General features: G+C 61.0%; 26 protein-coding genes. 12 read left to right on the top strand and 14 right to left on the bottom strand.

Annotated elements, in window-relative coordinates; translation table 11 throughout:
• Positions 1–43: 43 nt before the first annotated feature.
• On the bottom strand, positions 44–241 hold the full coding sequence (locus LCM4573_RS04090) for a hypothetical protein (protein ID WP_071004701.1): 198 nt from the start codon (positions 239–241) through the stop codon (positions 44–46).
• Positions 242–455: 214 nt separating this feature from the next.
• On the opposite strand from LCM4573_RS04090, the gene coxB reads away from it, so the two are divergent.
• Genes coxB through LCM4573_RS04065 form a run of 5 tightly spaced genes read left to right on the top strand, consistent with a single transcriptional unit; the run spans position 456 to position 6,113 of the window.
• Positions 456–1,508: a cytochrome c oxidase subunit II gene (gene coxB, locus LCM4573_RS04085; RefSeq protein ID WP_274534841.1), complete on the top strand. Its 1,053-nt coding sequence runs from the start codon at positions 456–458 to the stop codon at positions 1,506–1,508.
• A complete protein-coding gene (ctaD, locus tag LCM4573_RS04080; protein WP_071004699.1) occupies positions 1,505–4,021 on the top strand; it encodes a cytochrome c oxidase subunit I in 2,517 nt (838 codons plus the stop codon). The genes coxB and ctaD overlap by 4 nt, the downstream gene beginning before the upstream one ends.
• Positions 4,022–4,027: 6 nt before the next feature.
• The gene (locus tag LCM4573_RS04075) at positions 4,028–4,411 is read left to right on the top strand and encodes a hypothetical protein (RefSeq protein WP_071004697.1); all 384 of its coding nucleotides are present in this window, start codon (positions 4,028–4,030) and stop codon (positions 4,409–4,411) included.
• On the top strand, positions 4,408–5,052 hold the full coding sequence (locus LCM4573_RS04070) for a cytochrome c oxidase assembly protein (protein ID WP_071004695.1): 645 nt from the start codon (positions 4,408–4,410) through the stop codon (positions 5,050–5,052). Before LCM4573_RS04075 ends, LCM4573_RS04070 begins: the two co-directional genes overlap by 4 nt.
• Positions 5,049–6,113, top strand: a complete 1,065-nt coding sequence (locus LCM4573_RS04065) for a c-type cytochrome (protein WP_071004694.1) — start codon at positions 5,049–5,051, stop codon at positions 6,111–6,113. The genes LCM4573_RS04070 and LCM4573_RS04065 overlap by 4 nt, the downstream gene beginning before the upstream one ends.
• 200 nt (positions 6,114–6,313) lie before the next feature.
• Here LCM4573_RS04065 and LCM4573_RS04060 read toward each other — a convergent pair whose 3' ends face one another.
• Entirely contained in the window at positions 6,314–6,595 is a 282-nt protein-coding gene (locus LCM4573_RS04060; protein ID WP_071004692.1) for a hypothetical protein, read from the bottom strand.
• 115 nt (positions 6,596–6,710) lie between these two features.
• Between LCM4573_RS04060 and LCM4573_RS04055 the strand changes: the two genes are divergently transcribed.
• From LCM4573_RS04055 to glgX, 3 genes are all read left to right on the top strand, one after another.
• Positions 6,711–6,998, top strand: coding sequence for a hypothetical protein (locus tag LCM4573_RS04055; RefSeq protein WP_071004690.1), 288 nt, complete (start codon positions 6,711–6,713; stop codon positions 6,996–6,998).
• Positions 6,995–7,210, top strand: a complete 216-nt coding sequence (locus LCM4573_RS04050) for a hypothetical protein (RefSeq protein ID WP_071004688.1) — start codon at positions 6,995–6,997, stop codon at positions 7,208–7,210. The genes LCM4573_RS04055 and LCM4573_RS04050 overlap by 4 nt, the downstream gene beginning before the upstream one ends.
• A gap of 62 nt (positions 7,211–7,272) precedes the next feature.
• Positions 7,273–9,351 (top strand): glycogen debranching protein GlgX, encoded by a 2,079-nt coding sequence (glgX, locus tag LCM4573_RS04045; protein ID WP_071004686.1) that lies wholly within the window; start codon positions 7,273–7,275, stop codon positions 9,349–9,351.
• 39 nt (positions 9,352–9,390) lie between these two features.
• On the opposite strand, the gene glgA is transcribed toward glgX, so the two are convergent.
• The 6 genes from glgA to LCM4573_RS04015 all read right to left on the bottom strand — a co-directional run bounded on the left by glgA (position 9,391) and on the right by LCM4573_RS04015 (position 13,697).
• Positions 9,391–10,860, bottom strand: coding sequence for a glycogen synthase GlgA (glgA, locus tag LCM4573_RS04040; protein WP_071005173.1), 1,470 nt, complete (start codon positions 10,858–10,860; stop codon positions 9,391–9,393).
• 295 nt (positions 10,861–11,155) lie between these two features.
• Positions 11,156–11,422, bottom strand: coding sequence for a DUF2934 domain-containing protein (locus LCM4573_RS04035; protein ID WP_071004684.1), 267 nt, complete (start codon positions 11,420–11,422; stop codon positions 11,156–11,158).
• A 347-nt stretch (positions 11,423–11,769) separates the two neighbouring features.
• Positions 11,770–12,267, bottom strand: a complete 498-nt coding sequence (locus tag LCM4573_RS04030; RefSeq protein ID WP_071004682.1) for a ferritin-like domain-containing protein — start codon at positions 12,265–12,267, stop codon at positions 11,770–11,772.
• Between the two features lie 106 nt (positions 12,268–12,373).
• Positions 12,374–12,583, bottom strand: coding sequence for a hypothetical protein (locus LCM4573_RS04025; protein ID WP_071004680.1), 210 nt, complete (start codon positions 12,581–12,583; stop codon positions 12,374–12,376).
• Positions 12,584–12,631: 48 nt separating this feature from the next.
• Positions 12,632–13,024, bottom strand: coding sequence for a BON domain-containing protein (locus LCM4573_RS28910; RefSeq protein ID WP_071004678.1), 393 nt, complete (start codon positions 13,022–13,024; stop codon positions 12,632–12,634).
• Between the two features lie 88 nt (positions 13,025–13,112).
• Positions 13,113–13,697 (bottom strand): cysteine hydrolase family protein, encoded by a 585-nt coding sequence (locus tag LCM4573_RS04015; RefSeq protein ID WP_071004676.1) that lies wholly within the window; start codon positions 13,695–13,697, stop codon positions 13,113–13,115.
• A gap of 137 nt (positions 13,698–13,834) precedes the next feature.
• On the opposite strand from LCM4573_RS04015, the gene LCM4573_RS04010 reads away from it, so the two are divergent.
• Positions 13,835–14,167, top strand: coding sequence for a hypothetical protein (locus LCM4573_RS04010; protein WP_071004672.1), 333 nt, complete (start codon positions 13,835–13,837; stop codon positions 14,165–14,167).
• Between the two features lie 25 nt (positions 14,168–14,192).
• On the opposite strand, the gene LCM4573_RS04005 is transcribed toward LCM4573_RS04010, so the two are convergent.
• Positions 14,193–14,372 (bottom strand): hypothetical protein, encoded by a 180-nt coding sequence (locus tag LCM4573_RS04005; protein WP_131818932.1) that lies wholly within the window; start codon positions 14,370–14,372, stop codon positions 14,193–14,195.
• 199 nt (positions 14,373–14,571) lie between these two features.
• Positions 14,572–14,871 (bottom strand): hypothetical protein, encoded by a 300-nt coding sequence (locus tag LCM4573_RS27880; protein ID WP_157895480.1) that lies wholly within the window; start codon positions 14,869–14,871, stop codon positions 14,572–14,574.
• Between the two features lie 12 nt (positions 14,872–14,883).
• Between LCM4573_RS27880 and LCM4573_RS04000 the strand changes: the two genes are divergently transcribed.
• Complete coding sequence (locus LCM4573_RS04000; RefSeq protein WP_071004668.1) at positions 14,884–15,687, top strand: Ku protein; 804 nt, start codon at positions 14,884–14,886, stop codon at positions 15,685–15,687.
• A 3-nt stretch (positions 15,688–15,690) separates the two neighbouring features.
• On the opposite strand, the gene ligD is transcribed toward LCM4573_RS04000, so the two are convergent.
• Positions 15,691–18,228 carry a DNA ligase D gene (ligD, locus tag LCM4573_RS03995; protein ID WP_071004667.1) on the bottom strand — a complete coding sequence of 846 codons (2,538 nt, stop codon included), beginning with the start codon at positions 18,226–18,228 and terminating at the stop codon, positions 15,691–15,693.
• 2 nt (positions 18,229–18,230) lie between these two features.
• Entirely contained in the window at positions 18,231–19,094 is an 864-nt protein-coding gene (locus tag LCM4573_RS03990) for a Ku protein (RefSeq protein ID WP_071004665.1), read from the bottom strand.
• A gap of 172 nt (positions 19,095–19,266) precedes the next feature.
• Here LCM4573_RS03990 and LCM4573_RS03985 point away from each other — a divergent pair, with 172 nt between their 5' ends.
• Entirely contained in the window at positions 19,267–19,773 is a 507-nt protein-coding gene (locus LCM4573_RS03985; RefSeq protein WP_244505219.1) for a sigma-70 family RNA polymerase sigma factor, read from the top strand.
• Positions 19,774–19,820: 47 nt separating this feature from the next.
• Positions 19,821–20,330, top strand: a complete 510-nt coding sequence (locus LCM4573_RS03980) for a superoxide dismutase family protein (RefSeq protein WP_071004661.1) — start codon at positions 19,821–19,823, stop codon at positions 20,328–20,330.
• A 24-nt stretch (positions 20,331–20,354) separates the two neighbouring features.
• On the opposite strand, the gene LCM4573_RS03975 is transcribed toward LCM4573_RS03980, so the two are convergent.
• A complete protein-coding gene (locus LCM4573_RS03975) occupies positions 20,355–21,080 on the bottom strand; it encodes a glutathione S-transferase (protein ID WP_071004660.1) in 726 nt (241 codons plus the stop codon).
• 18 nt (positions 21,081–21,098) lie between these two features.
• On the bottom strand, positions 21,099–21,734 hold the full coding sequence (locus LCM4573_RS03970; protein WP_071004659.1) for a UdgX family uracil-DNA binding protein: 636 nt from the start codon (positions 21,732–21,734) through the stop codon (positions 21,099–21,101).
• Positions 21,735–21,885: the final 151 nt, after the last annotated feature.

Below are 21,885 nucleotides of genomic sequence, written 5' to 3'. Positions count from 1 at the left end.
ACTCCTTTCACATGAGATTTCGTGCTTGAGATTTTGGCCGCCGTCAGAGGCGGCCGGTCGACAAATCCCGCCCGTTGATGGAGGCCGGCACGCTGATCTCCTCGCGCGGCGCCTTCGGCAGCGGAAGCACGACAGCCTCCGGAACGACGACCTGCATCTCGCCGTTCTGCTGCTGCGCGCATTTCTTTATCGAAGCCGCCCGAACGAATTTTTCCTTCAGCATGGCGATGAAGTTTCGCATGATCTCTCTCCCGTCGCGAAAATCTGGGGTCAAACCCAACGCAAACGATTAACCTCTCCTGGCCTGAATCGTTCCAAATTTTTCTCCGCCCGTTACAGTTTGTTATCGGTCTGTTGGAACAAATTACGGAGAAGCGTGTTTTCGGCGGAATGTTTTTGCGGTTTGCAACCTCCAGCCCCGCTCGCCGAACATGTGCCGAAAGAAAAATGACCGCTTGACCGGCAACAAAGGCCGGCCAATCCGATCGAAAGCCGGCTTCGGTGGAGGTGTTCCCTTCCGGGGCCTTTCATTCTCCTGCGGCATTTTCCTCAGTCTCTGTCCCCTGCTTACCTCCTGTTCCGGCATGYAATCCGCCCTCGATCCCGCGGGACCCGAGGCGGAGGACATAGCAACGCTCTTTTTCACCATGCTTGTCGGCGGCGTGCTGATCTGGGTTGCCGTGGTCGGCGCGCTCATCTATGCGGGCCRCCTCAAGCGCGAAGCCCATTCGGATGCGGCGGCAGGACGGGTGATCCTCTGGTGCGGCGCGATCCTGCCCGTCCTCATTCTCGCGGCTCTTCTCTCCTATGCGGTATGGCTGATGCCGAATATTCGCCCCTGGTTTGGGGGGCAGGATGGCGGCATGYGGCGGATCGAGGTCACCGGCGAACAGTTCTGGTGGCGGGTGCGCTATTTCGATCCGGATGGTGAACTCGCCTTCGAGACGGCCAACGAGGTGCGCATGCCCATCGGCGAGCCGGTGGTTTTCGAGGTGAAATCGCCGGACGTTATCCATTCCTTCTGGATTCCCGCGCTCGGCGGCAAGATGGACATGATTCCAGGGCGGACCAACCGGCTGATGCTGGAGGCTTCGCGACCAGGCACCTATCGCGGCGTCTGTGCCGAATTCTGCGGCCCCTCCCATGCCCTGATGGCCTTTTCCGTACTGGCGCTCGAGCCGACCGAGTACGACATCTGGCTCGCGGCGCGCAAAGCCGCTTCGGTAAACACAGAGGGGGCGGGGCTTGCACTGTTCCTGCGCCACGGCTGCGCGGCCTGCCATGCAATCTCCGGCACCGAGGCGAAAGGGACGATCGGCCCCGACCTGACCGCATTCGGAGAGCGGGCGACGGTCGGCGCGGGGACCCTTTCCAATACGCAGGAGCATATCGCCCGCTTCATTCGCTATCCGACCGAAATCAAACCGCAGGCGAGGATGCCCTCTTTCGGAATGCTGCCCGAGGGCGATGCCGAGCGGATCGCCGCCTATCTGAAGGAGCTCAGATGAAGAGGGAGCTCGGCAATTTTTCACCGGAGGAGAGGGCGGCCCAGGAGGCGCGGCTGCGTCACGTGTGGGAAACGCCGAAAGGCATCCGCTACTGGACTTCCGTGAACAACAGCCAGATCGGCCTCTGGTACGGAGTGACGGCCTTCATCTTCATGCTGTTTGCCGGCCTGCTTGCTCTGCTCATGCGGCTGCAGCTCGTCGTGCCCAACAACGATCTCCTGACGGCGGATTTCTTCAACCAGGCGTTCACGCTGCACGGCACCGTCATGATGTTCCTCTTCGCGGTGCCGATCTTCGAGGCGATTGCGATCTTCCTCCTGCCGTCCATGCTCGGCGCGCGGGAACTGCCGTTTCCGCGCCTTTCGGCTTTCGGCTACTGGAGTTTCCTCATCGGCGGCATTTTCGTCTGCGGGTCGATCTTCTTCAATTCGGCGCCGAATACCGGCTGGTTCATGTATCCGCCGCTCGCCACCGACAAGGAGTTTTCCGGCATCGGCGCGGATATCTGGCTGCTCGGCCTTTCCTTCATCGAAGTGGCGTCGATCGCCGCGGCCGTCGAGATTATCGTCGGGATCATGAAATGCCGAGCGCCCGGCATGCGCATCAACCTGATGCCGATGTTCGCCTGGTACCTGCTGATCGTCGCGGGCATGATCCTGTTCGCCTTTCCGCCGCTGATCGCCGGCGACATCCTCTTCGAAATGGAGCGGATGTTCGACTGGCCCTTCTTCGACGCGGAGCGGGGAGGCGATCCGCTGCTCTGGCAGCATCTCTTCTGGATATTCGGCCATCCGGAAGTCTACATCATCTTCCTGCCGGCGATCGCTCTGATGGCGATGATCGTGCCGACCTTCTCGCAGCGCCCGATCGTCGGCTATTCTTGGATCGTGCTTGCCGCGGTGGGCACGGGATTCCTCAGCTTCGGGCTCTGGGTCCACCACATGTTCACCACCGGGCTGCCGCAGATATCGCTCGCCTTCTTCTCGGCGGTTTCCGAAGCGGTGGTCATCCCGACGGGCGTGCAGATCTTCGTCTTCATCGCCACCATGCTGGCGGGCCGGGTGATCTTTTCCGTTCCGATGCTTTTCGGGGCGGGCGGGATCATTATCTTCGTGATCGGCGGGCTGACAGGTGTCATGGTGGCGCTGGTGCCGTTCGACTGGCAGGCGCACGACACCTATTTCGTGGTCGCCCACCTGCATTACGTGCTGATCGGCGGCATGCTGTTTCCGGTCGTCGCCGGGGTCTACTATTACTTCCCCTTCTTCACCGGCAAGAAGCTCAGCGATGCCTGGGGCAAGATTGCCTTCTGGCTGATGTTCACTGGTTTCAACATTGGCTTCTTTCCGATGCATTTTTCCGGCCTGCGGGGAATGCCCCGCAGGGTCTTCACTTACCCGGCCGATATCGGCTGGGACTGGTTCAATCTTGTCTCTACTATCGGCGCCTTCATCTTCGCCGCAGGTGTTGCAACCTTCGTCATCGATGTCGTGCGGCCGAGGCCGAAGCCTGCGGGACGCAACCTCAATCCATGGAATTCGGGAACATTGGAGTGGACCAATGATCCCGACGAGACCTGGGGCATGCGCTCCGTGCCGATTATCAACAGCCGTTATCCCCTTTGGGATCAGCCCAATCTGCAGGAGGATATCGAAGCGGGCCGCTTCTACCTGCCGGATGCGAAATCGGGCTATCGCGAAACGCTGGTGACCTCGGCGCTCGACGCCAAGCCTATCCAATGCCTGCGCGTCGGCGGGGTTTCCTATGTCACGATCATCGCTGCGGTGGCGCTCGGGGGCGTCTTCATCGCGCTCACCTTCCATTGGTGGATCACCACGATCGTCTGCGCGATCATCACCCTGATCGCGGTTCTCGTGTGGCTCTGGACTGGAACCGCGCCCATTCCCGAAGCACCTGAGATGGACGTCGGGCTCGGCGAAAAGCTGCCGATCTATGTCTCGGGACCGGCCTCGGTCGGCTGGTGGGCGATGTTCATCACCATGGTCGGTGACGGAACAGCCTTTGCGAGCCTGATCTTCGGCTATTTTTTCTACTGGACGATCCATGAGGATTTCACCGCCGGCATTGCGGGACCGGGCACCCTCTGGCCCATGGTCGCGCTGGTTCTCTTCCTGATCGCCTGGGGCGTGATGGTCCTTGTCCGGGAACTCAATGGCCGTGGCCGGATAGTCGCCGCCCGATTGGGTCTTGTTGCCGCTTTCGTGCTGACGGTTGCGGGTTCAGCGGCGGGGCTTGCCGGCCCCTATGCCCACGGCATGGAGCCGACCGCGCATGTCTATCCGGCGATTGTCTGGATCGTGGCCATCTGGACCGTCACCCATGGCGCCGTCGGAGCGATCATGCAGCTCTATTGCCTCGCCCGCAGCCTGATGGGGCGGATGACGGCGGACTACGATCAGGACATCTGCAATGTCGTTCTTTATTGGCACTTCATGGCCGTCACCGCCGTTGTCACCTTCAGCGTGATCGGCCTGTTCCCATTGGCGAGGTGACCGAAGATGAAGAGCTTCATCCCCCGCGAAATCGAAACTCTCTGGACCCTGTTCACGGCGCCCGTGGTCTGGGCCGTGCATTTCCTGGTCTGCTACGTCGCCATGGCCATCTTCTGCGCGAAGGAAATGGCGGTCGAAATTTCGATCGACATGATGCGGATCGGTCTCGGCATCTTCACTCTTATTGCCTTGGTGATGATCGTGGTTTCCGCCTTTCTCGCCTGGCGGCAATGGGGCTTCGGTTCGGACGACCCGCCTCATGACGACCCCACTCGCGAAGACCGCAAGCTCTTTCAGGGATTTGCCACGCTCCTCCTCTCCGGCCTCAGCTTCGTCGCAGTGATCTATGTGGCAATCCCGCTGATCTTCATTGCGGGGTGCCAGCAATGAAGAGATTTTGTCTTGCAACGGGAGTGCTCCTGCTCGCGATACTTTGGATTGGCGTGTTGCCCTTGGCCAACCGCACGTCCTTCTCCGTGCACATGGTCGTTCATATGGGTGTGGTGGCCGGCGGCGCGCCGCTTGTCGCCCTCGGCCTTTCCGGCACGCGCTTCGATGTGACGGCAGGGCGGCATTGGATCACTCCGGTCTTCGCCTCGATCCTCGAACTTTTTGCCGTCTGGGGCTGGCATCTGCCGGCGCTGCGGGGGCTTGCGGAAAGCTCGATCCTATTCGCCGTTATCGAGCAGGCCTCCTTCCTCGTTGCCGGCGTCGTCCTCTGGCTTTCCTGTCTCGGCGGCGCGGCGGCGGGACGGGAGGAGCGGCGGCTTGCGGGAACCTTCGGCCTCATCTTCACCTCCATGCATATGACGCTGCTCGGAGCTCTGCTTTCCCTCTCTCCCCGGCCGCTCTACGGAACTGAGGAAGTGAGCTGTTTCGGCACTCCCCTCTCGGCCATCGCTGATCAGCAGGCGGGCGGCGTGGTGATGCTGCTGGTGGGGGCCATCGTCTATCTCGCCGGAGGCGTGGCCCTCTTGTCGCGCAGCCTGACCGAAGGCGTCCCGAACGAAACCGGGAGTGCGGGGCGATGAGGATCAGCAGGAAGCATTTCATCGCMATCGTCATCCTGCTGCCGATCCTCGGCCTCATTGTCGGCTGGTCGGGTCTCGTCGGCGTACGGGCCAGCACCGGCCATTGGGCGGTGACGGACTGGTTCCTRCATTGGGTGATGCGTAATTCGGTCCGTACCGCAGCCATCGGGGTGAGGGCGCCGCCGCTTACCGATCCTGCCTTGCTGCCTCCGGCCGCCGGTCACTACGAGGCGGGCTGCGCGATCTGCCATGGCTCGCCGGTGGCAGAGAGGTCGCAGGCCGTCCTTTCCATGCTGCCCGTGCCGCCTGACCTGAGAATGGCCGTTCCGACCTGGAGCGACGAGCAGCTCTACGAGATCGTCAAGCACGGGGTGCGCTTCACTGGCATGCCGGGCTGGCCGGCCGAGAGCCGTGACGACGAAGTCTGGGCGATGGTTGCGTTCCTGCGCAAGCTGCCCGAACTCGATATGGAAGGTTATCAAAGATTGGCGGGCTTCAACCGCTCGGTCCTCACCAATGCCTTTTCGGAGACGCTCGCGACATGCGAGGCCTGTCATGCGGAAAACCGCCTTGAGGAGGGAAGCCTCATCCCCAGCCTTTCCGGCCAATCGGAACCCTATCTCCTGGAAAGCCTGCGGGCCTATGTCGAGGGCAAGAGGGCAAGCGGCATCATGGAAGTAGCCGCCGGCTCGCTGCATGACGACGTGCTGCAGGAACTCGCGAAGCATTACGCCGGGCAGGAAAGACCTGCGCCGCTATCCGCATCGGCGGACGAGGAACTTACCGAGCGCGGACGTGCGCTTGCGGAGAGGGGAAGGGCGGAGGACAAAATTCCCGCCTGCCTTACATGCCATGAGCGGACGGGAGGCAATCCCACCTATCCGCGGCTTTCGGGACAGAGCGCCCGCTATATCGAAAACCAGCTCCGTCTTTTCCGGCAAGGCATTCGCGGCGGCACGCGCTACAGCCACCTCATGATCGAGGCGGCGAAGAATATCGACGATGGGGATATCGAGGCGCTTGCGGCCTATTTCTCCCGCCGTGAGCGGCAGGCGGAATAGACGCACAAGAGTACGTCAGATCTCGACCGACATCAGACGGGCACGATCATCAGATAACATGCCGCCGCCACGAGGATGAAACTTGCGGCTTCCACCCATTCTCTGACCATAGATACCTCCATCGCCCCAATAGGCGGGAAACGAAGCAGCATCCAAGGCGGTTCCATTATATCGCCGCAATGGCGGCAAGCTCGCCATAATTACGGACGGCGGCCCGCAAGCCGGTCTGCATCTGCCCGAGCACGGGCGGCTTCCAGGATCGAGCGGACCTCCCTGGCTGCGGAGTTTTCGATCGCGAAGCCATCTTCCGGCATCACGCCGGGGTCCTCCTCGTTATCCTTGAAGGTCGCGTCGTCCCGCAGCTTCTGCAGGAAGGCAGTGATCGTAACCTCACCGCCGATCATCGCCGCAAGCAGGTCGATCATCAGCTCGCGATGGGCGTTCAGCCGGCCCTCCAATTCCTGCGCGGTCATCGCAGTCATTTAATTGTCTCCTCTCGGTTAGGGTCTCCCTTCTTTCCAGATAGGGGAGTGTCCCCCAGAGGGAACAATGGCAGCGACCGAAAGTTAATCCGATGACAGATTTGGAGGAATGCCCATGGCAGAATTTGCCGGATCGGGATCGGGCAGGGGCGGTCACGATATCAGGGATCGGCTGATCCTTGCTCTCTATGCGCAGCTCAAGGCCGAACGCCAGACGCGCGAAGCGCTGGAATACGTCATCCGCAACGGCGCCCTCTCACCGGAAGTGCTGGAGGCGGTCGCGAGCGATCCGGTGCCGGTTGCCGCGGCGGCAGACGTTGCGGCAATCGAGAAGGTCATCGCGCTCGACATGCATCGCCGCTACAAGGGCGACGGGCAGAACAACGGAGACAAGAAGAAATGAAACCCGCCATTGCAGCTTTCGCGGCGGCGCTGTTTCTTGCCGCCTGCAGCGACGGTTCCAACGACAACCAGGCGGACCCGGTGGACAACACTTCTCCGCAGCAATCGGGCCAGACCGGCAATACGGCGCCGACCGACCAGGATCCCACGCCTCAGACGGGAACCGGCGGGCAAAGTCCGGCCACATCGCCATCGGGAACCGTCCAGCGATAGCAGACAGGGAACGAAATGCCGTGCCGCGCAATTAATAGCGCGTCCGTTCGAAAGGGTACGGCATGGACACGAAATCAAGCCAGTTTACCGTTGAGCGGGGCTCGTGGCACCAGCTCGGCGCCAATCCTGATGGCGAGGGCGTCAACTTCGCGATCTTTTCCGCACATGCCGAGCGCGTCGAGCTTTGTCTTTTCGACGATAGCGGCAAGATAGAAACGGCCCGCCTTGAGCTTCCGGAATATACGAACGAGGTCTGGCATGGCTATGTGCCCGGCCTTCGACCCGGCGCGCTCTACGGCTATCGGGTTCACGGCCCCCACGCGCCGGAACATGGTCACCGTTTCAACCCAAACAAACTGCTGATCGATCCCTATGCCCGCGAGCTTGTCGGCGACATCCGGTGGAACGCGGCGCATTTCGGTTATGACTTGGCTCACAAGAAGAAGGACCTCACCTTCGACAAACGCGACAGCGCGCCCTTCATGCCGAAATGCCGGGTGATCGATCCGAACGCCTTCGATTGGCAGGACCATGAGAGGCCGGGCATCCCCTGGCCCGCGGCAATCGTCTACGAGACGCATGTGAAAGGCTTCACGCAGCTCAATCCCGCCGTTCCGGAGGAGTTGCGCGGCACGTTCGAGGGCATGGGGCACAAGGCATCGGTCGATTACATCAAGAGCCTCGGCATCACCTCGGTCGAGCTGATGCCCGTGCATTATTTTCCCGACGACCAGCACCTGCTCGACAAGGGGCTCAGGAATTACTGGGGCTACAATACGCTCGGTTTCTTCGCGCTGGCCCCACGCTACTACGGCCCCGAGGGCATTCAGGGGTTCCGCAGCATGGTGCGTGCCTTTCACGATGCCGGCATCGAGGTGATCCTCGACGTGGTCTACAACCACACCGCCGAAGGAAACGAGCTCGGCCCGACGCTTTCGTTCAAGGGCATCGACAATTTTTCCTATTACCGGACGATGCCGAACCAGCACCGCTATTACATCAACGACACGGGCACCGGAAACACCGTAAACACCTCGCATCCGCGGGTGCTTCAACTCGTCATGGATTCGCTGCGCTACTGGGTCGAGTACATGCATGTGGACGGTTTCCGCTTCGATCTCGGAACCATCCTCGGCCGCGAACCGGAGGGTTTCGACCAGCGCGGCGGCTTCTTTGACGCGATGACGCAGGACCCGGTGCTTTCGACGGTCAAGCTGATCGGCGAGCCTTGGGATATCGGCCCCGGCGGCTACCAGGTCGGCGGCTTTCCGCCCGGCTGGGCGGAGTGGAACGACAAATATCGCGACACCGTGCGCGATTATTGGAAGAGCACAAACGTCTCCAACGATTTTGCCGCGCGGCTGCTCGGTTCCGGCGATCTCTATGACCAGCGCGGCCGCAGGCCCTGGGCGAGCGTCAATTTCATCGCTGCCCATGACGGCTTCACGCTGAACGACCTCGTCTCCTACAACGACAAGCACAACGAAGCGAACGGTGAGGGCAACAAGGACGGCCATAACGATAACCGCAGCTATAATTATGGGGCGGAAGGTCCGACTGATGACGAAGGCATCAACGCTATCCGCGAGCGCCAGAAGCGCAATTTCCTCGCGACGCTGTTCTTCTCGCATGGCACGCCGATGCTTCTAGCGGGCGACGAGTTCGGCCGCAGCCAGATGGGCAACAATAATGGTTACTGTCAGGACAGCGAGCTTTCCTGGGTGCATTGGGAGAACCTGCCGGAGACCTGCGAGGAGCTTCGCGAATTTAGCCGCCATCTCATCAAGCTTCGCCGGGAGCAGCCTCTGCTTCGCCGCGAGAGCTGGCGCGACGGCATGGAGGTGAACTGGTTCAATGCCGGGGGCGGCGAACAGAAGCCGGAACATTGGGACGACGRCACGACGCTCGGCCTGCATTTGTCTCGCGCGGACCTCGAAGGCCAGGACGGCATCTGGTCGGATGTGCTGCTGCTCTTCAACCCGTTCGAAGGCAACGTGCCTTTCCGCATTCCGCAATTCGGCAAGGAAGGCTGGGTGCTGGAGCTGACCACTTCCGATCTTTCCCGGCATGGCGAGAGGATCGTCAAAGAGAAGGATTTCGAACTCGAAGGCCGGAGCCTCGCTCTCTTCCGAAGGCCCTGACGTTTGTCACCATCCGATCGCGCCCGCGGTTCCTCTTTGTCAATGCGTGATGCGGACCTGACCGACGGTGGCCGCGGAACGGCGCGTGAGATTGGCGTAGATCGCCGCATATTGCAGGGCGCTGCGTTCCCAGGAGAATTTCGTCTTCATGCCCTGGTTCTGAAGGCGTGCCCAGTTCTTGCGATCGGCATAGGCATGTACCGCCCGGCGTAGCGCAAGCCGCAGCCCGCCGGTGTTGACCGGATGAAACTGGAAGCCCGTCGCCACTCGCGCGGACATTGCAGCATCGTTGGCGTCGATGATGGTTTCCGAGAGGCCGCCTGTGCGCGAAACCACAGGCACGCAGCCGTAGCGCAGCGCATAGAGCTGCGTCAGGCCGCAGGGCTCGAAACGCGAGGGTTGGATTATGGCGTCCGAGCCGCCCTGGATGAGATGAGCCATCGGCTCGTCGTAGCCGATACGGACGGCCATCCGGCCGGGATAGCGCGCGGCTGTTGCCAGAAGATGGTCCTCCAGGTGGTGGTCGCCCTGGCCGAACACGATAAGCCTGCCGCCATTCCAGATGATCTCGTCAGCCGCATCGGCGAGCATGTCCATGCCCTTCTGCCAGGTGAGGCGGCTGACGGCTGAGAAGACGGGGCCGTCGGTGGGGTCGAGCCCCAGCGTTTCCACGAGCACGGCGCGGTTCTCCCGTTTCCGGCGCAGGCAGTTGATGTCGTAGTTGTGCGGCAGATAGGGGTCCGTCGCGGGGTCCCATATATCGAGATCGATGCCGTTGACGATGCCGCGCAGCACCGCGACCCGTTGGCTCAGGACGCCATCCATGCCCATGCCGAAGCGAGGGGTGAGGATTTCGCGCGCATAGGTGGGGCTGACGGTGGTTATCGCGTCAGCGGTCTGGAGCCCGCCCTTGAGAAAGCTGATATCGCGGAAATACTCCATGCAATCGACGGAGTAGGCTCTTGGCGGCAGGCGAAGCGGGCCGAGCAGATAGGCCGGGAACTGTCCCTGGAAGGCGATGTTGTGGATGGTGATCACCACGGGGGTGGAGCAGCCCATTTCGCGCATGTAGACCGAGGTAAGTGCGGACTGCCAGTCATGCGTGTGGACGAGGTCCGGCTGCCAGCCGGGCAGGGCGCCATGGGCTATCTCCGCCGCTGCGAGCGAGAGGGCGCCGAAGCGCTTCCAGTTGTCGGGATGGTCGATCCCGTGCTCATCCACGTAAGGACCGCCGGGACGATCGTAGAGCGTCGGCGCGTCGACGATGAAAAGGTTGAGGTCATCGATCCTGGCGTGAAGCAGAGAGGCCCTTTCACCCAGGAGATCCTCGAAAACCATGAGCGGTAAGGCGTTCCTCAACTGCTTCATGACACGCGGATAGCCGGGTACCAGGGACATGGTTTCCACTCCGTAGGGCTTCAGCGCTTTCGGGAGAGAACCCGTAACGTCGGCGAGGCCGCCGGTCTTCACCAGGGGAAATATCTCCGAGGTGACGGACAGGATCTTCATCCGGGGAGCTTCCATCGGATGATCGGTGAAAGCCGCTCCGCGATCCGCCAAGCCGTGTCGTTCGTCCCGTATCTTGGCTGGAGAGGGAACGCTCGTCATGCCTGCCTCCGTGCTTGATCTTCATTGATCCAAACATCGGGAACACGCCCGGCGTTCCCTTTGAGGACAGGATTTGGAAAGTATGCGCGTCCAGATGCCATGGCGGTTTCCAGCGTAAGAGATCGCGCCCGCGGCAATGGTGCTTGCCGCGGCAGAACGACGTCGGAGTATGGTCGTGATCCGGCCTCGCCGGGCGTCACTGTTCCAGCGAAACTTTCTTCGCGCGCTTCTTGGCTGGCGCCTTCAGGGGGACTGACTTGACGGCAGGTTCCGGAGAAGCGGTCAGTTCGGAAATTTCACTGCGTTTGCGGCGTACCGTTGCCGGTTTGGCCGGCGCGGAAACAAGGGTGGCGTATTCGAGTTTTGCCCTCTCCCAGTGTTCCCTGTCCTTGCCGGAAGGATAACCTTCCGCTTCCCACAAAGCATAAGCCCGTTTCCTGATCCAGTCTTCCTCGGCTTCCATATTTCGTCTCCATTCGCCCAATCCCGAACGTCGCGGGAATGAAAAAGTTCCGGGTATGGAAAATGAAAATCTCTGCTCGCGTGCCGCAGATTGGAATGCGAAAATTCGCCCGTTCGGGGAGCTTTTCACCGGTTGGAAAAGTTACCGAAACGGGGAGAGGCATCCATAAGAAAGGGTACTGCGATATACTCTGACACGCAACCGGTTGAGCCCATATTATCGATGGCTCGCGGTCGGTTTCTGGTGCTGTCACGAGCGTTTTCGTTGTCATGAATGCTGACCGGAATTGGCAGCTTTATGGGCGGAAAAAAGAAGGGGCGCCATCGGCGCCCCATTTCCGGTGCCTCTCAGGCTGCCCTCTGGGCGGCGGAATTCAGAGCAGCTTCCGCAAGACCCGTAAGAGCCTCGTCGGTTTTGGTCTCTTCGGCGAGCGTCGCCTCCAGAAGGCTCACTGCGTCCTTAAGTCCAAGCTGCTTGGCCCATGCGCGCAACGTGCCGTAGCGGCTGATTTCATAATGCTCGACGGCCTGTGCGGCTGCCAGGAGGCCGGCGTCCAGAGCAGGCGTTCCCTTGAATTCGTCAAGGATGTCCTCGCCTTCCTCGATGATGCCGTCGATCGCCGGGCAGGTTTTGGCACGGGCGCGCTTGCCGATGATCTCGAAAACCTGGTTCAGGCGCTCAACGTGACCTTCGGTTTCTTCCTTGTGCTTCTCGAACGCGGCTTTCAGCTTCTCGTCTCGAGCGCCACGCGCCATTTTCGGCAGGGCCTTTACGATCTTGCGTTCAGCGTAATAGATGTCCTTGAGGGTCTCGTAGAAAAGATCATCGAGGGTCTTGGTGGCCATTGTCTCTCTCCTTGTTAGGGGTGTTTCCTGGCGAGGGTTAGCGAGGCATCTAACCAGCAGAGGGCTGGAAGGTTCCTGATGGTAGATCCACTCAACGCAGATCCGCTCAACGCTGAGCGTTGGGCTGATGGTCGGGCTGATGGGTGGAAGGCTCTCGGCCACCCGGCGGCTTATCGTAAAGATTTTCCACGGCGTCTTCCTGCCGGTGCTGCTCGCCGCGGCTCAGCCGGCGGCGGTGCATGATGCCGTAGAGGATAGCGGCTCCGAGGAGGATCGGGCCGATCGCCACGGCGAAAAACCAGAGATTGTCGGCCATCGCTTTCTCCTTTCGTCCCGGGGGCTAAGTCCCTTTGTGCGACAAGCCTTAATGCCGCTCGGGCTTGATGCGCAGGCTGTTGAGGCAATCCGAAACCCCGTGCACGTCAAGCGCGCAGTTTTCGGCCCGGCGCTTGTCGGCCCGGCTCGCGACATGGCCCTGAAGAGTAACCACGCCGTCCTTTACGGATACCACGATATCCGTCGGGTCGATGAAGGGGTCCTGGGTCAGCCGTTCGTTCACGTCTTCCTCGATGCGGCTGTCGGCGCGCCGGTACCCTTTGGGTCCCTTGCCGCGATGCACCTGCTGTTGAGGATCGTCGGCGAAGATATTCGCCTCTCCCGGTAGATATCCGCTGGGGCGGCTTTCAGCCGGCCCTTCCCAACGGGGCCATTGGGAGGTTTCGCCGGGGCGGCCGGACTTCGGTTGTTCGTGTTTCATCGAGGGACACCTCCTTGTCTCCTGGGGACTTCCCTTTCAAAGACAACCGGTGGCCGCGCCAAAGGTTCCGCCAAGGATATCCAACCGCTTAGCGCCACCAATCGATGACTTCGGCTGCGTTCGACAGGCGCAGTTGCGTCGAGAAGCGGTTGGCGTAGAGCTCGAGAGAAGCGTCATGCGTCTCATCCGATGCGCTGCAGATCGCGTCCTGGACAAGGATGATCGCGTAACCGAGATCGACGGCGCCCAGTACGGCGGCAAGCACGCAGACGTCGGTTTCTCCCCCGGAAATCACCAGCGTCGTCACTTCGTGCTGCTGCAGAAAAGGATGCAGGCGACCATCCAGCCAGGGTGAATATATAGGCTTGTCGAACACCACGGCGGGAGGGGCCAGTGCCCGCAACTCGGGGAGAATATCGACCATCGCATCTCCGAGAGTCTCGCGGGTCATCATCGGCCATTTCAGATAATAGTTCCGCCATGTGCCGCGCGCCTCGGACGGCTCCCGCACGGGCACGAAACGGGTGAATATGGTCTCGCTCGGGTGAGCTTCGGAAATCGCCRCCACCGGCTCGCGCACGCGCTGCATCCACGGCACGTTCCAGGGTGTGTCCTCGGCGAACATGCGCTGCATGTCGACACAGAGATGGCGGCAATGTCTTGGGTCTTCCATGAAATTCCCGATCGGTCGATTTGAAAGGAGATCTGCAGAAACGGGCGTGGCCTTGCGAGGTTCCTGGCCATGTTCTCCGGGGAACCGGCGGGCGGGGCGAACGTTTGTCTCGCAAGGCAATTTCGGGAGAGACACCGATGCAGGAAGTTTTGAAGGTCTATCGGCTTGTGCCGGTCGCCGCCGCTGACGATCCGAACTGGCAGAATTCCCCTTCGCAGGGAGAGGTCGTGGTACGGGCGAGAACGCCCGGCGATGCGCGCCTCGTCGCCAGCCAGGCGGAGCTCGATTTCACCGACATCGATGCTTCTCCCGCCGAAGGCAATTCGACGGAGATGGCGAGCACCTTCCGCAACGAAAAGCTCTACACAGTGATAGAGGACGACAGCGGCAGGTTTAGTCCGGAAGGTCCGCGAGGGATTGTCGCTGGCAAGGTGAAGGTCGACAATATCATCTCGACCCAGCTCAAATAGGAACTGGAAGTTGAGCAAGGCTCGATCAGTCGGGTCGCTCGCCAAGCTTGTCGTTGAGGGCTTTCTGCAGCTCGAGCGCAAGCTGCAACAGGCGATCGGGAACCGGTTCCTTCTGTATCTCCGTCAGGAGTACGGAAACCTCGCGGCTCACTCGACGACCCAATTTCAATTCCGTCTCCGAGACTGGAGCGATCTTTTTCGTCATCCCGACCTCTGAAGCGTCCAATAACCGGCACATCAATGCCGATAGTTACTCCGCTTGCCGAACTTTACACCAGTCCTCCATACACCACATCATAAGTTTCGGAAATTCCCCGAAAAAGTAAATGGAACACATTCAGCGCCCCGGCCAGTAACCCGGCTCGTGGGCGCTATCCGCCGAGGGCGGAAATGGCGGCGGGCGCTCAACGACGCGGTGGTTTCGGGGTTCCGGAAGGTATCGAGGTCACGGTTGTCGAGACCGGGTCACTCGCCGGAAAGGTGTCTTCAAGGCCTTCTTCGAGCTGCTCTTCCAGCTCGCTTGCCTCCTGGCGTTCGCGCGCGGAACGTTGGACGGTTCTCTTATCCAAGTCCTTTTCTGGTTTAGGGGCGCCTTTGTTGTTCACGGTTTTGCCCTCCTGTCTTTGTTCCGCCCAAACGGTTGCGGCAATAGTTTGTTCCGGAACTTCCGTGCGGCGATGGCGTTTGCCTTGCGGTCGAGGCAAGGAATTCTCCCAATGGCGCCGCGCGTTTTCTGGAAGGGCTATCTCAAACTGTCTCTGGTTACCTGTAGGGTGACCATGACGCCCGCGGTCTCCGAAAGCGCCAAGGTGCGCTTCCACAATCTCAATCGCAAAACCCATAACCGCGTGCTCAGCCAGTATGTCGATGCGGAAACGGGAGAGGCGGTGGAGGATGACGACCAAGTGAAGGGATACCCCAAAGGGGAGGACGAATATGTGCTCTTCGAGGACGAGGAGATCGAGGATGTCGGCCTTGAAAGCACCCGTACCATCGACATCGAGACTTTCGTGCCTACCGCGTCCATCGGCTGGCTTTGGTACGACCGGCCGCACTATCTCGCTCCCGACGACGAGGTGAGCGCCGAAGCCTTCGCGGTGATCCGGGAGGYCATGGCGAAGACCCGCACGGCCGGCATTGCCCGGCTCGTCATGTATCGCCGCGAGCGGGCTGTGATGCTCGTGCCGAAGGACAGGGGGATCGTCGTCTGGACACTCCGCTACGGTGACGAAGTGCGCGATCCGGAGCCCTATTTCGAGAATGCGAGAGACGCGAAACCGGATGCCAAGCACCTGACGATGATGAAGAAGCTCATCGAGGAGCGGACGGAATCCTGGGAGCCTTCCCTGGCGGATGACCCGGTCCAGGAGCGGCTGCTCGACATCATTGCCGAGCGCAAGAAAGGCAAGAAGACGAAGAAGCGCGCCGAGCAGCCGGCGGAAGAACGCCCCAGCAATGTTATCGACATCATGAGCGCGCTCAAGAAGAGCCTCGAGGCCGAGCGCTCCCCCCGCAAATAGGGCTTATTTCCTGGCGCGCGTTTGCTTTCCGCTAACCGCGATCTCCGCCTCCGCCTTGCGAAAATCCGCCCATGGATCGGTGGCCATCTGGGCAAGCCGGGGAAGGGCATTGTTGACGGTGAAATAGGCCGGACCTATCGCGCCGGTCAGTTCCTCCCAAGCGATCGGCATGGAGACCGGAGCGCCCGCGCGGGCGCGGGTGGAGTAGGGGGCGACCGCCGTGGCACCGCGACCGTTGCGCAGGTAATCCACCAGGATCTTGCCCTTGCGTTTGGATTTCGTGATGGTCGAGACATACTGATCGGGGCTATCGCCAGCCATGCCGTCGGCGAGAGCTTTCATTGCCGACTTTACGTCCGGCCACTCGGCCTTCGGCTTGACCGGCGCCACGACATGCAGGCCCTTGCCGCCAGAAGTCTTGACGAAGCCCGTCAGGCCGATCGCCTCGAAACGCTCCCGCACCTCCCGCGCAGCCTCGATCATGCCCTCCCAGGTGACGCCCTCGCCGGGATCTAGGTCGATATTGACCATGTCCGGCTTTTCCCAATGGTCGAGCGTCGAGCCCCAGGGATGGATTTCGAGAGCGGCTCCCTGCACCAGGCCAAGCAGCCCGTCGAGGTCGCGGATGGCGATATCTATCTCGTCCGGATCGGTCGGGTCGGGTGCCGGGACCACGTGTTTCGTCATGCCCTTCCAGACGTGTTTCTGAAAGAAGAGCTGTTTGGTGATGCCGTCGGGGCCCCGCACGAGCGCGAGCGGCCGGTTCACGACGAAAGGCGCCATAAGCCGCCAGACCTGGGTGTAATAATCGGCCAGACCGGCCTTGGTGACGCCCGCATCCGGCCAGTAGACCCGATCGGGATGGGTAAGGTTGACCGTGCGGGCCGGCATCTTCGGTTCTTCGGCTGCATTCACCGGTCCGCCCTCCCGGACGATGTCCTTCGGATTCTTGTCTTCCCTAAGACCCCGGAAAGCAGCATGGCGGATATGCGCATCGGCCGTCCAGCCGCGGAATTCGACTTCGGCCACCAGCTCGGGCTTCAGAAAGACGACGTCCTTCTTTTCCACCGCCGCGAGCTTTTCGTCAAACGGGCTCTTGTCGATCCGGTATTCATTGAGCGTCTTCAGGAGCGATCGGGCGACCGTATTGGTATAGCCGGTGCCAACGCGGCCGGCGTGGCGCAGCTTGCCCTTTTCGTAATAGCCCATCACCAGCGAGCCGATCGCCTTGTCGGAGACGGAGGAGGGGACATAACCGCCGATGACGAATTCCTGGCGGGCGGAGCACTTGGACTTCTGCCAGTCCCTGCCGCGACCGGGACGATAGGGCGCGTTGGCGATTTTCGAAACGATGCCTTCGAGGCTCAGGCGGCAGGCATGCTTGAGAACCAATCCTCCCTCTTCCTCGAAGTGCTCGCTGTAACGCAGCCTCTGGCCGGTTCCCGCCAGCAGGGCCTGCAAGGCCTCCTTGCGGTCCAGAAGCGGTGCGCCGGTGAGATCGTAGCCATCCAGGTAAAGCAGATCGAAAGCGTAGAAGGTGAAGCGATCGCTGCGGCCGGAGCTCAGTTCCTGCTGCAGCAGTGAGAAATCCGTGGCGCCGGTGCCGCTTTCGACCGCAACCTCGCCATCGATGATGGCGTTTTCCATCTTGAGCTTGCGGAATTCCGTGACGATCTCCTTGCCGAACCTGTCGGTCCAGTCGAGACCCGTGCGGGTCAAAAGCTTGACCTTCCCGTCCTCGATACGTGCCTGCAGGCGGTAACCGTCGAGCTTGATCTCATGGACCCAGCGCTTGCCGGAAGGGGCGGTCTTGACCAAGGTTGCGAGCTGCGGCTCGATGAAATCCGGAAAGCTTGCCTTCGTGGCTCCCTTCATGCCGGGAATCTGCGGGGTAGCTGCGGCTTCTGGTTCGTTTTTGCTTGCAGCCTTGGCTTTCGTTTTCCTTGCCCTGCTTTTGCTCTTCCGGCCTTCCAGTTCCTCGATTGCGCGGCCGGTCTTCACCGAAAGCGGCTTTTCTTCCAGGATATCGGRATCGCCTTCGGCACGGGCKAATTCGTCCTCGCCTTTTATCAGCAGCCAATTTTCCCGCTTCTCGCCTTCGCGGTTCGCCATGCGCACCAGATGCCAGCGGCCTTCCAGCTTCTCGCCCTTAAGTTCGAATTCCATGTGGCCTTTCTTATAGCCCTTATGAGGATCGATGACCGGCTCCCATGTGCCGCGATCCCAGAGCAGCACGGCACCGGCGCCGTAGTTACCCTGTGGGATCGTGCCCTCGAAACCACCGTAATCGAGCGGATGGTCCTCGACATGCACCGCCAGCCGCTTTTCGCCCGGTATGAGGCTCGGGCCGCGGGTAACCGCCCAGCTTTTCAGCACGCCGTCCATTTCGAGCCTGAAATCGTAGTGCAGCCTTGTTGCCGCGTGCTTCTGGATGACGAAGCTGTTGCCGCCGCTCTTTGCCCTGCGGCTCGCCGATGTTTTTCCGGCTGGTTCCGGCGTAGCCCTGAAATTGCGCTTCCGGTTATAGGTTTCGAGCGCCATATTCAGCCAACCTTTCTCTGGGGAGCGGCAGTTTTACGAGGCGCAGTCTTATGCGCGGTTTTCCGCGCCGGAGTCTTGCCGGTGGATGGCGCCGAGCCGCGAGCGCTCTGACGCAGTGCGTCCAGAAGGTTGGAAACCTTCTTTTCTTCCCGCTTCGGCTTCTTCGGAGGTTTGCGGCCTTCAATTTTGGCCCTCACGAGTTCTGCAAGTGCCGCTTCATACCGGTCGTCGAACTCGGTTGGATCGAATACGCCCTTTTTGGTATCGATGATGTGCCTGGCGAGATCGAGCATCTCGCCCTCGATCTTGAATTCCTTGATGTCGGAGAAGACCTCCTTGGACGAGCGCACCTCGTAGTCGTAGTTCAGCGTGGTGGCGATCAACCCCTCGTTCGAAGGCCGGATCAAAAGCGTGCGCAGCCGGCGAAAGAGCACGGTGCGGGCAAGTGCCGCCACGTCCTTCTCCTGAAGCCCTTTCCTGATCAGCTCGAAAATTTCCGCCGAAGGCTTGTCGGCGGGCGCCAGATAATACGGCCGGTCGAGATAGAGCGTATCGACACCGTTGCAGGGTATGAACGTTTCCAGCGAAAGCGTCTTGTCGCTTTCCGGAACGGCGGCCTTGATCTCCTCCGGCTCCAGGATGACGTATTCGCCGCTTGYGACCTCGAAACCCTTCACGATGTCTTCGCTGTCGATCTCCCGGCCAGTTTCAGCATCGACCATCTTGCGGTGGACCCGATTGCCGCTATCGCGGTTGATAATATGAAAGCTCACCCGGTCCGAGGTCGAAGCGGCCGTATAAAGAGCCACCGGGCAGCTCAACTCCCCGACCTTCAGATAGCCTTTCCAGTTCGCGCGCGGTGCCATGATCGGTACTCCATGAAAGCCGAACAGCCGGAAAAAACTATCAACAGGAGCAGGGCGAAGTTTGTTCCGTCACGAAGATGAACAGCCCGTTCATCTTCCGGGAACCAAATATGCGTGGCGTGCGTTTGCCACCGTCATTCCCGCCATCGAGACTTCGAAGAGGTAGGCAACGGTGTCTGAATCACAGTTGAATGGCGAGCCTGCACGTGCGGACATAGTAAAGCTGATACCGGCTCTGCGCGCTTTCGCCCGTACGTTCTGCCGCAACCCGACCGATGCGGACGATCTGGTGCAGGAAACGCTGACCAAGGCACTCGCCAATCTCGACAAGTTCGAGCCTGGAACCAGGCTGAAATCCTGGCTGTTCACCATTATGCGCAACACTTTTTATACCCGCGCCAAGGTGCTGGGCCGGGAAGCTCCGGGCGTCGAAGACAATATTTCCGGCGATACGCCCATACCTGCGACGCAGGAGGTCAGCATGCGCGCCAAGGAAGTGCAGGAGGCTTTGCAGAAGCTTCCGCCGCATTACCGTGAAGTGCTGACTCTGGTGGCCATCCTGGGCGAGAGCTACGAGACCGCCGCCGAAATATGTGATTGCGCGGTCGGAACGGTGAAAAGCCGCCTCAATCGGGCGCGGCATCAGATTCTTCAGGAGCTGGGGGAAGAAGCGAGCTGAGCGGGCATTCTGCCGCGGCTCGTCGGAACCATAGAGGAGCACAAGGCATGAGACGAACCCTCGCAGCAGCCCTTTTCCCGTCCCTTTTCGCAGCCGCCGCAATCGCACAGGAGCCATCGACGGCCACCGCGAAATTCGTCGGCGCCGACGGCAAGGACGTCGGCACGGCGACGCTGACCGGCACGAAGACCGGCGTCCTGATCGAGATCGAGGTAAGCGGGCTTCCGGCGGGTCAATGGGTCGCCTTCCACGTTCATGAGACGGGAACCTGCGATCACACGACCGGCCATGAATCGGCGGGCGGCCATTTCAATCCGACCAGCGCGCAGCATGGCTACCAGGCGGAAAACGGACCGCATGCGGGCGACATGCCCAATCAGTATGTGGGAGCGGACGGCACGCTTCGCGCCCAGGTCTTCAACAGCGCGGTCACGCTCGGCGAGGGTGACAACGGCATCACCGGCCGAGCGCTGATGGTGCATGGCGGCAAGGACGATTATTCCAGCCAGCCCTCCGGCGATGCCGGCAAACGGCTCGCCTGCGCCGTTGTCGAATAGATGGCGTCACGAGCCGGCGTCATTTCACGCCGGCTCGTCATCGAGTTCCGGGTAGTGCCGGAATATGCCGGATTCGTTGAAGCTCAGACGGCGATCCGAGCGGAGGTAGGCGGCAATGTTCGGCCGGTTCCTCACCATGTCGCGAAGCCTGCCGAGGTGATGATAGTCTCTCTCGAAGTTCCTGGTTGCGTGCGGGAAAGCGTAGGCCAGCCCTTCTGCAAGCTGGAACAGCGACAGATCGACATGGGTGAGCCGATCACCGACCGCATGACCGTTCCCAGCCGGATTGGCGGCGACCACGCGGTTGAAATAGCCCATGAATTTCGGCAGCCGGTATTTCAGGAAATTCGTCGCGCGCAGTTTGGCGGCTTCCTTCTGGTCTTCGTAGTAATCATCCGAGCCCAGCGGGTGATGGGTGTCGTGTACCTCGGTCACGAAATCGGTGATCGTGAGTTGCAGGCCGTGTGCGAACCAGCGGCTTTTTTCATCCTCGGGCAGGAGGCCGAGCTTCGGCCCGAGATAGTGGAGAATGTTGGCGACGTGCGAGATCACCAGATCGCCATCCTTCAAAAACGGTGGGGCGAAGGGCATGTCGAAGCCGTGCCGGCCGTGAATGTAATCCATCATAGTGGCGGTTCCCCGGCTGCCTCGGGCAACATCCACATAGCGCGCGCCGGCTTCCTCAAGGGCTAGCCGCACGAATTCCCCACGGCCCTGAATGCCGTCCCAGTAATAGAGTTCGTATGCCACGGGATATCCTCAGTCCTTTCATTTCAAAAAGCCGCCGATCCTTCGCAGATCGTCGACGAATCGAGCGCGGTTCATCTCGGCATCCGCCCGATCCCGGCTCCTGAGCAGGGCGGAGGGATGAATAGTCACCAGCACCGGCACGCCGCTCGGCGTGCTAAGGATCTGTCCGCGGTCGCGGGTGACCTTGGCCTGCCGCCCGAGCAGCGAATATAGGGCGGTCGCTCCGAGAGACACGACCAGCGACGGTTTCAGGAGCCGCAGCTCGGCGGCAAGCCACCAGGAACAGGCCCGCACTTCGCCTGCATTCGGCTTGGAATGGATGCGCCGCTTGCCGCGCGGGGTGAATTTGAAATGCTTCACGGCATTGGTGACATAGCATCGGTCGCGGTCGATGCCTGCTTCCTCCAGGCATTTGTCGAGGAGTTTTCCGGCTGGGCCGACGAAGGGGCGGGCGGCCAAGTCTTCCTTATCGCCCGGCTGCTCGCCCACGAAGACGATATCGGCCTTCGACGGTCCCTCGCCGAAGACCATGTGGGTCGCATCGCGATAGAGATCGCAGCGGGTGCAGTCCTCCGCGTCCCGCTCGATCTCCGAAAGCGTGCCGCCTTCCGCTCCAGGGGTCTCGAAGGCCGGTCCTTTGTTCGACGTCAGCATTGATCGAATCTCCGTGTTCGTTCAAAACTATGCTGCGGGTAGAGTCGTTCCGGGAAATTGCACGCGGTGCGATTGGAACTTGGAACTTTTTTGCGCCCGTTGTGTTGAGGCGGCGGGGAAGCACGGCGTCGTCGTGCCGGGATCTTCCAGC

Origin of the sequence: Rhizobium sp. LCM 4573 (genome assembly GCF_001854865.1) — a bacterium.
In the GTDB taxonomy this organism is placed as follows: Bacteria; Pseudomonadota; Alphaproteobacteria; order Rhizobiales; family Rhizobiaceae; genus Neorhizobium.
Note: the sequence above shows the minus strand (reverse complement) of the source record. Positions and strands in the feature narration are given on the sequence as shown.